A 7,707-nucleotide genomic window follows, 5' to 3' on the forward strand; every position below is an offset into this window, starting at 1 on the left:
TTATTCATTAAATTTCCTCTTTATACCCTTCTCTTTCCTATCGACCTTTCAATGCCTCACATCTTAATCACGAATCGGTTCATTCGTTTGTGCTAATCGTTGCGATCCCGTATTTGCCGGACATGCAATATCGTCTGTTGCATCGTATACAAGCTTCTTGCCATTCAATTTTGTAATCAACTCTTGAGGGACATACACCTGAACTTTGGTAATCGCATAACCACTTGGAAAATAGCGAACATAATAACCATCGGGGTGAAGCGTCCAAATACCACTTGGCACGTCCGTACGAGGTTCAGCCATACCAGCTAAGATTGCATATTGTTCAAAATCAGCGTACGAATAGTTTCCTGAGGAAACGAGCTGCCGAATATTATTTTCCGCTTCAAAGATTGTCTGTACTGCAGGAGGCATTTGGTCTTTTGCCTTTTGGACAACATCGAATGGCAAAACGCCGAGCGCACCACCTTCCAAATGCAAAATTTGTTCAGCTGTAAGCAATTTTAAGGCTGTCTCTTTCACCGGACCCGAATAATCAATAAATTTTGTCTTCGCTATGATCGTCCACAATAGCATCTGTATGTCAGATTGTGCAACTTCCGGGTGCTTTTCAGCACTTTTCAAAATTGCAATGACCACTTCTCTCTTCTTGCCCAATGTAGGTGCATACATATATCCATCACCTTTTGAAGGCGCATAAGTACCTGCTTTCAAGCAATAGCTCTTATTGGTCATTTCAAAATGTCCAGCCTCCAATAAGTAACCATCATTGCCATTCTTTTGCAAATTTTCTAAAGGTTTATAAACAGCCGTATTTTGAAAATCGGGCATTTGCTCCCCCTTCCTATTTACATCTTCAAAACTTGTACTAATCGCTTCTGGTTCCTTTAGCAGTTTATCCAAACCCAACATTTTGCTTCCCTTGGAAGCAACGGCTTTGCTTGCCTTATCCAATAGCCCTCCAAATTGAGCCGAGGCTCCTTGGATATTAAATAAAAAAGCAACTGTAAGTATAACGACACCGGTTATTCTATTTCTTTTCATAATTGATTTCATTTCAGCTCTTGTCTACAAAAAAGAAGCCAATTTAAATCACCAACACAATATTTATAATTTATTAATTCCTTGTTTGCACACATTGCCGGATTTCACACGTCATTTCAAGATCCTCTTCATCCTTTGAAATTTCAGACCATACAGGTTTTCAAAAGAAGCTAAAAACAGTTGATTTCCCCAACATTACTCTCCGCAATTTCTCCTGAAACTGATCACCGTAAATAGTTAAAAATACAATATTAAAACGTATCTTTGCTGCATGATTAATGTGTCAAATCTCTCCCTTCGTTTTGGTAAACGTGTACTATTCGAAGATGTCAATCTAAAATTCACACCTGGAAACTGTTACGGTATTATTGGCGCTAATGGAGCAGGTAAATCTACTTTCTTAAAAATTATCTCAGGGGAAGTTGATCCTTCGACAGGTTCAGTGGCATTCACGCCAGGCGAACGCATGTCTGTTTTAAGTCAGGATCACTATGCTTTCGACGAGTTTACTGTTCTTGAAACTGTCATGATGGGTAACCAAGAGCTTTACAAAATCATGAAAGAGAAAGATGCCATTTACATGAAAGAGGATTTCTCTGATGCCGACGGCGAACGTGCCGGCGAATTGGAAAGTCTTTTTGCTGAAATGGATGGATGGAATGCCGAATCAAATGCCGCAACTTTATTGAGCAGTTTGGGTATTAAAGAAGAACTACATTATAAGTTGGTTTCTGAAATCGACGGTAACCAAAAAGTGCGCGTACTTTTAGCGCAAGCATTATTCGGTAAACCCGATATTCTGATTCTCGATGAGCCTACCAATGATTTGGATATTAATACCATTGCATGGTTAGAGGATTTTTTAGCGAGTTACGAAGCAATCGTCCTCGTTGTATCCCACGACCGTCACTTCTTGGATGCTGTATGTACGCATACAGTGGATATTGATTTTGGTAAGATGACAATCTATACGGGTAACTACTCATTCTGGTACGAATCTTCTCAATTAGCGTTAAAGCAACGTTCTGATCAAAACAAGAAGATGGAAGATAAAGTAAAAGAACTCCAGGAATTTATCCGTCGGTTCTCTGCCAATGCTTCCAAATCCAAACAGGCTACGTCTCGTAAAAAAGCCTTGGATAAGATCAATATTGACGAGATTAAACCATCCAACCGAAAATATCCTGCCATCATGTTCAATACCATGAATCGTGAACCAGGAGATCAAACGCTACAAGTTGAAGGATTAAGCAAAACGGTCAATGGCGAGGTATTCTTTAAGGATATCACGTTTATGATTAATAAAGGCGATAAAATCGCTGTTCTAGGTCCAAATTCATTGGTTACCACAGCATTTTACGATATTATCACTGGTAGAGACACCGATTTCGGCGGCGAATTCAAATGGGGCGTTACCATCACTCCTGCCGATATGCCGATTGAAAATGCCGCGTTCTTTGAAGGAAAAAGTGATAATTTGGTTGAGTGGTTGAGAGAATATACAACTAACCCAGAAGCAGATGAACAGTTTATACGGGGATTTTTGGGGAAAATGTTATTTTCCGGTGAAGAGGTTATGAAGAAAGTATCTGTGCTTTCGGGAGGAGAAAAAATGCGCTGTATGTTCTCCCGTATGATGCTTCAAGGTGCCAACTTCCTGATCTTCGATGAACCAACCAATCACTTGGACTTGGAATCTATCACTGCATTGAACAATGGAATGTCTGATTTTAAAGGATCCATGTTGTTCACATCCCGTGACCACGAATTGACTGAAACTGTTGCCAATAGAATCATCGAATTGACGCCGAAAGGTATCATCGACAAATTGATGACTTACGATGAATACATTAATAGCGATGTAGTGAAAGCACAACGTGAAGAAATGTATAAATAAATAAGATAATTTATCCCAATTTAATAAAGGCTCCATAATTCATTTTATGGGGCTTTTTTGATGTCCATTAAAAAAGCACTGAGGGGTTCAGTGCTAATCGCGATTGATATGAAAGAATTGAGAAAGTTTTTATTTTACTGAACCGACGGTTTGACAATACGCCAGCCTAATTGTAAGGACACTGCACAATGATCGGATAAATCTTGGCCCTTTTCGTTTTGAAAAAGCTTTTTTTGAACCTGATAATTCTTTGCCTCAAATAGCAAATGATGATCGTTGCGATAGTAGATTTTATCAATACCTTCACAATCCTCTGTTAACTCCAACGCCGTTTTCGCTTCAAAGTTCGCTTGATGCGCAGGAATATCACCTTTGTTGCGTAAACTTACCCATGCATCTACCAAACCTAAGTCCTTCTGAAAAGAACCGATGTTATCCAGCTCGTAAGCATAATGTGCATTAAAGTCACCCATAATCAAAAGTGGTCTGCCAGCCGAATACTTTTTGATATAGGCTTTTAGCTGATTTATATTCTTCTGCCGGGCAATCGTTGCATTCTGATCATCCTGCGCTGTAGCATGTACATTATAAACATCAATAAATACTGCCTTGGCCAATTGAATTCGAGCATAAGAAAAGCCTTTAGGCGTCAGACAATCTGCACCATTGCAATCGGTCCAGCTTATTCGCTCAAACTCTACGATCGGATATTTTGAAAGTGTACTCAGCCCGTCCCCAAAAGGTACTCCACCCATATTTGCCGTTCGGTAGCTATGCTTATTTTCGCTGTAAAGAAACTTGTTGTAGTTAAAGTCCTCCTGTACATTGACAATATCAAACGCATTGATCCGATTGCCGATCGACGTAATACTGGAAGACCGCTCGGTTACAGCACTGGAAATCAATTCAGGAAGGCCAGCTATATTGTATGTTAACAAATTTAGCTTTCCGTATGTCGCCTCCGGCATAGCTGCATACACCGAATTACTAAACTTCGGCTGTTGTTTTGGCTTCAACTTAAAACCCAACATAACACCGGCAGACGCACAAATAAATAAGATGACAATCTTTCGAAAACCCTTGGGTCTAATTTTTTTTTCGAACAATAGATCTAATAGCATGGACTGAATATTTTGTTCACTCCAAAGGTACTCCACCAACATTAGCTCTATTATCATATTCAATTAATTCTACTTTTAATAATCATGCACAAATCATTAAAAACTAATAATTTATAAACACTATAATGACAAAAGGTTAATACCTGCATAGCATAGGGGTTACAGCTTTCAACTATTTTTATACAACCCCTAATAAGAATAACATGAGAAAGGTAGCCTTCTTTACAGAGATACTCGTCGAGGATTTTGACGGTGCATCACGGACAATGTTTCAGCTGATAAACCGTATAGACCAGCAGAAATTCAACTATTTCTTTATTTATGGCGGCGGCCCTACGCAATTTCGAACTTTCCATTCTTACAAGGTTCCCACATTCAAAATACCGGTCAATGACGATTATTGTCTCGCTATTCCACAGCTTATTAAAAAGAAACTTGAGCTCGCTTTAGATAAATTTGCTCCCGACATGATCCATATTGCGACTCCTTCCCTTTTAGGTTTTTTTGCATTGAATTATGCCAAACGGAAAGGTATTCCTGTCCTTACAATCTATCATACACACTTCATTTCATACATTGCCTATTATTTCAAAAACATATTACCCTTAGTCAAACCGACTGAACAATGGATGAAAAAAGCAATGAATAACTTTTACAACAAATGTGATATTGTCTATGTACCGACCAAATCCATTCTAAATGAATTACAGCAGATCGGCTTACAACAAGAAGGATTAAAACTGTGGCAAAGAGGAATAGACACAGCTCTGTTTAACCCCCAAAAAAAGAATCTATCTCAACTGCAGACCATCACAAAGAATGACAAACCAACAATCCTTTTTGTCAGTCGTATCGTCTGGGAAAAAAATATTAAAACGCTTATTGAAATCTATCAACAGATACAGGCTCAAAACCTCGACTATAATTTCATTGTTGTCGGTGAAGGAACAGCCAAAATAATTGCGATGCAAGAGATGCCTAAAGCTATTTTCTTAGGAAAGAAAAGCCATGATGAGCTCGCAATTTTATATGCTTCGGCCGATGCCTTTGTTTTTCCGTCGGTCTCAGAAACGTATGGAAACGTCGTCGTCGAAGCATTAGCATCCGGACTTCCTTGTGTTATCGCCAACGGCGGAGGCTCGGCCTCCTTGATTCAGCACGGAAAAAATGGATTTAAGTGTCAACCTGAAAATGCGGCTGGATATGTTTACTACCTCAAAAAAATTCTCTCCGACGCAAGCTTAAAAAAGAATCTCGTCATTGAAGGTCTATCCTATGTTGGGCAACTGGATTGGAATAGACTAGCTGGACGCTATTTTAATGACATTGAACTATTGATAGACAAAACACAGGAAGTCGATTTGGCATGGGCAAATTAACAAACCCAAGCCAACTCATCAAAGGTGTTTTTTTACTTTTGATTCTGGCGTCCATCACGATCTTTTTAGCGAAAAGCGATTTAAATGCGTTGAAAAAAGAGCTCTCCTCTGTTGGTTATCGCTTCATCGTTATTTTGTTTACAACTTGCGCGGCCTATTTTTTAGGTACATTAGCTTGGTGGATATGTTTAGGCCCTGCAAAAAAGAAGGTCAATCTGCTCGAACTCTTTGCCGTCCGTCAAATCGGGGAAACCGTTGGACTATTCAATCCCACCAGCATTATCGGTGGCGATTTATTAAAGGCACAATTGATAACCCGTTATGACATTCCTTTAAAAGAAGGATTGAATTCGGTTGCAATATCCCGTATTACTGCCGTACTGTCTCAATTGACACTCTTTTTGATTGCTATGATTTGGTTGATATTTTCTCCTTTAAAAAATGAAATTATACGCTACGCAGGCCCAGTAATTTATATGATCTGTATGTTCTTATTTCTTTTGATGATCTTGATACTTTACTGGTTAATAGCTGCAAAAAGTCCCTCACAAACCAAGGCTTCAACAGCAACACCTTTTGGAAAAACACAAGCGCATGTTCAGTCACTACTTTGGAGTGTAAAAGACTTTTATAAACATCAAAATAAGGTTTTTTGGTATTCTTACTTACTTTTTGCACTACATTGGATTATTGGCAGCCTTGAATTCTATTATATTCTAAAATTTTTGGGTGTTTCAGTACAACCAATACATGGTTTAATAGTAGATATGAGCGTCATTGTGCTAAAAAGCATCGGTGCTTTTATTCCAGGACAACTGGGTATTGAAGAAATCGCCAATAAGCTCCTACTCCATATGATCGGTATTACAGGAGGTAGTATTTGGCTCAGTGCTTCATTATTACGTCGCGGCCGACAGCTCACCTGGGTAGCACTGGGTTTTATATTTTATCTATGCATCAAAAAGAAACCAGTACATGTACCCCTCTGAAATAGAAATACTTTTTGTCAGCCACAAATATCCCCCAAGTGTTGGCGGTATGGAAAAACAAAGCTTTGAACTGATCAATACTGCGGCTCTTTACTTGAAGGTACACACCTTAGTCTATGACAATAGGGAACCTCTTTTAGCCTTCTTCTTCCTACTGAATCGCCGCATTCTAGCCAAAATTAACGATAACCCCGGCATCAAGCTTATCCACTTTAATGATGGATTAATTGCATCCTTCGCCTCTTTTCACAAAGGATATACCCATTTAAAACGTGCTGTCACGCTTCACGGTCTGGATATCGTTTTTCCACTTCGTTATTTTCAACGTAAGATTATACCGCGGTTTAACACTTTTGATCAGCTTATTGCCGTTAGCCAAGCCACCGCCGACGCCGCACAGTTACGCGGTATCGATCCATCCAAAATCATTGTTATACCCAACGGTGTAGATCCGATACACTGCTCCACTCAAAACAATGAACCAACCTGCGAAAGCAGGCCCTATTTTATCACTTTGGGACGCCCTGTTAAGCGGAAGGGCTTCTCGTGGTTGATGAAACATGTCATCCCCGCGATTCAGGGCGATTTCAAATTACTAATGGTGGGGCCATTCGATCAAAAACCGCAATGGAAAGAACGCCTATTGCAGCTTACACCAAAAAAGATAAATCATTTAATCACCCTATTCCTCGGATTTCCCACCGATCAAGGGGCCATCCGAAAATTACTGAAAGCATACCCCGAAAAAATTGAACATCTTGGAAAAGTTCCATTCGAACAACTGCAAAGCCTCCTGACCAACGCACAGGCCTTTTTGATGCCCAATATTGAAATGGCCGGTGATATGGAAGGCTTTGGGCTCGTCTGCCTAGAAGCTTCCACAGCAGGCACAATTGTTGTTGCCGCCGAATTAGAAGGAATTACAAGCGCCGTTACACACAATTACAATGGGCTTCTCCTGCCAAGCGAAAACCAAAACGCATGGATCGAACAACTTCAAGCCATTTTAGAAGATCCAGTCCACTATAAAAAGCTAAGCCTACAATTTAAACAGAATACCCTAAAACAATATAGCTGGGATATTATGGCCAGATCCTATTGCCAATCATTTGCAGACTTAATTACAGCAGCAGATAAATAATTGAATTTAATACCGCATCAAGTTGACTGCTTCTGTCATCCACGCGGAAAGCTCTTCAAAAGGCATTGTTTATAGAACTTACTTGCTTACTTGCTTGCTTGCTTGCTTGCTTGTTTGCTTGCTTGCTTGCTTGCTT

The 7,707-nt window shown here is 39.6% G+C and carries 6 protein-coding genes; 4 read left to right on the forward strand and 2 right to left on the reverse strand.

The window, feature by feature from the left end; genetic code table 11:
* Positions 1-63: 63 nt before the first annotated feature.
* Complete coding sequence (locus B4Z47_RS00480) at positions 64-1,044, reverse strand: hypothetical protein (protein ID WP_115045738.1); 981 nt, start codon at positions 1,042-1,044, stop codon at positions 64-66.
* Between the two features lie 271 nt (positions 1,045-1,315).
* On the opposite strand from B4Z47_RS00480, the gene B4Z47_RS00485 reads away from it, so the two are divergent.
* Positions 1,316-2,941: an ABC-F family ATP-binding cassette domain-containing protein gene (locus tag B4Z47_RS00485; protein WP_115045736.1), complete on the forward strand. Its 1,626-nt coding sequence runs from the start codon at positions 1,316-1,318 to the stop codon at positions 2,939-2,941.
* Positions 2,942-3,075: 134 nt separating this feature from the next.
* On the opposite strand, the gene B4Z47_RS00490 is transcribed toward B4Z47_RS00485, so the two are convergent.
* A complete protein-coding gene (locus B4Z47_RS00490) occupies positions 3,076-4,119 on the reverse strand; it encodes an endonuclease/exonuclease/phosphatase family protein (protein ID WP_115045734.1) in 1,044 nt (347 codons plus the stop codon).
* Between the two features lie 146 nt (positions 4,120-4,265).
* Between B4Z47_RS00490 and B4Z47_RS00495 the strand changes: the two genes are divergently transcribed.
* From B4Z47_RS00495 to B4Z47_RS00505, 3 genes are read left to right on the forward strand one after another with little or no spacing between them, the layout of a single operon-like run.
* Positions 4,266-5,441, forward strand: coding sequence for a glycosyltransferase family 4 protein (locus tag B4Z47_RS00495; RefSeq protein WP_115045733.1), 1,176 nt, complete (start codon positions 4,266-4,268; stop codon positions 5,439-5,441).
* Positions 5,429-6,430, forward strand: a complete 1,002-nt coding sequence (locus B4Z47_RS00500) for a lysylphosphatidylglycerol synthase transmembrane domain-containing protein (RefSeq protein WP_115045731.1) — start codon at positions 5,429-5,431, stop codon at positions 6,428-6,430. Before B4Z47_RS00495 ends, B4Z47_RS00500 begins: the two co-directional genes overlap by 13 nt.
* A 49-nt stretch (positions 6,431-6,479) precedes the next feature.
* Positions 6,480-7,571 carry a glycosyltransferase family 4 protein gene (locus tag B4Z47_RS00505; RefSeq protein WP_236560225.1) on the forward strand — a complete coding sequence of 364 codons (1,092 nt, stop codon included), beginning with the start codon at positions 6,480-6,482 and terminating at the stop codon, positions 7,569-7,571.
* Positions 7,572-7,707: the final 136 nt, after the last annotated feature.

The sequence above is a fragment of the Sphingobacterium sp. UBA2610 genome, from assembly GCF_002339225.1.
Classification (GTDB): domain Bacteria; phylum Bacteroidota; class Bacteroidia; order Sphingobacteriales; family Sphingobacteriaceae; genus Sphingobacterium; species Sphingobacterium multivorum.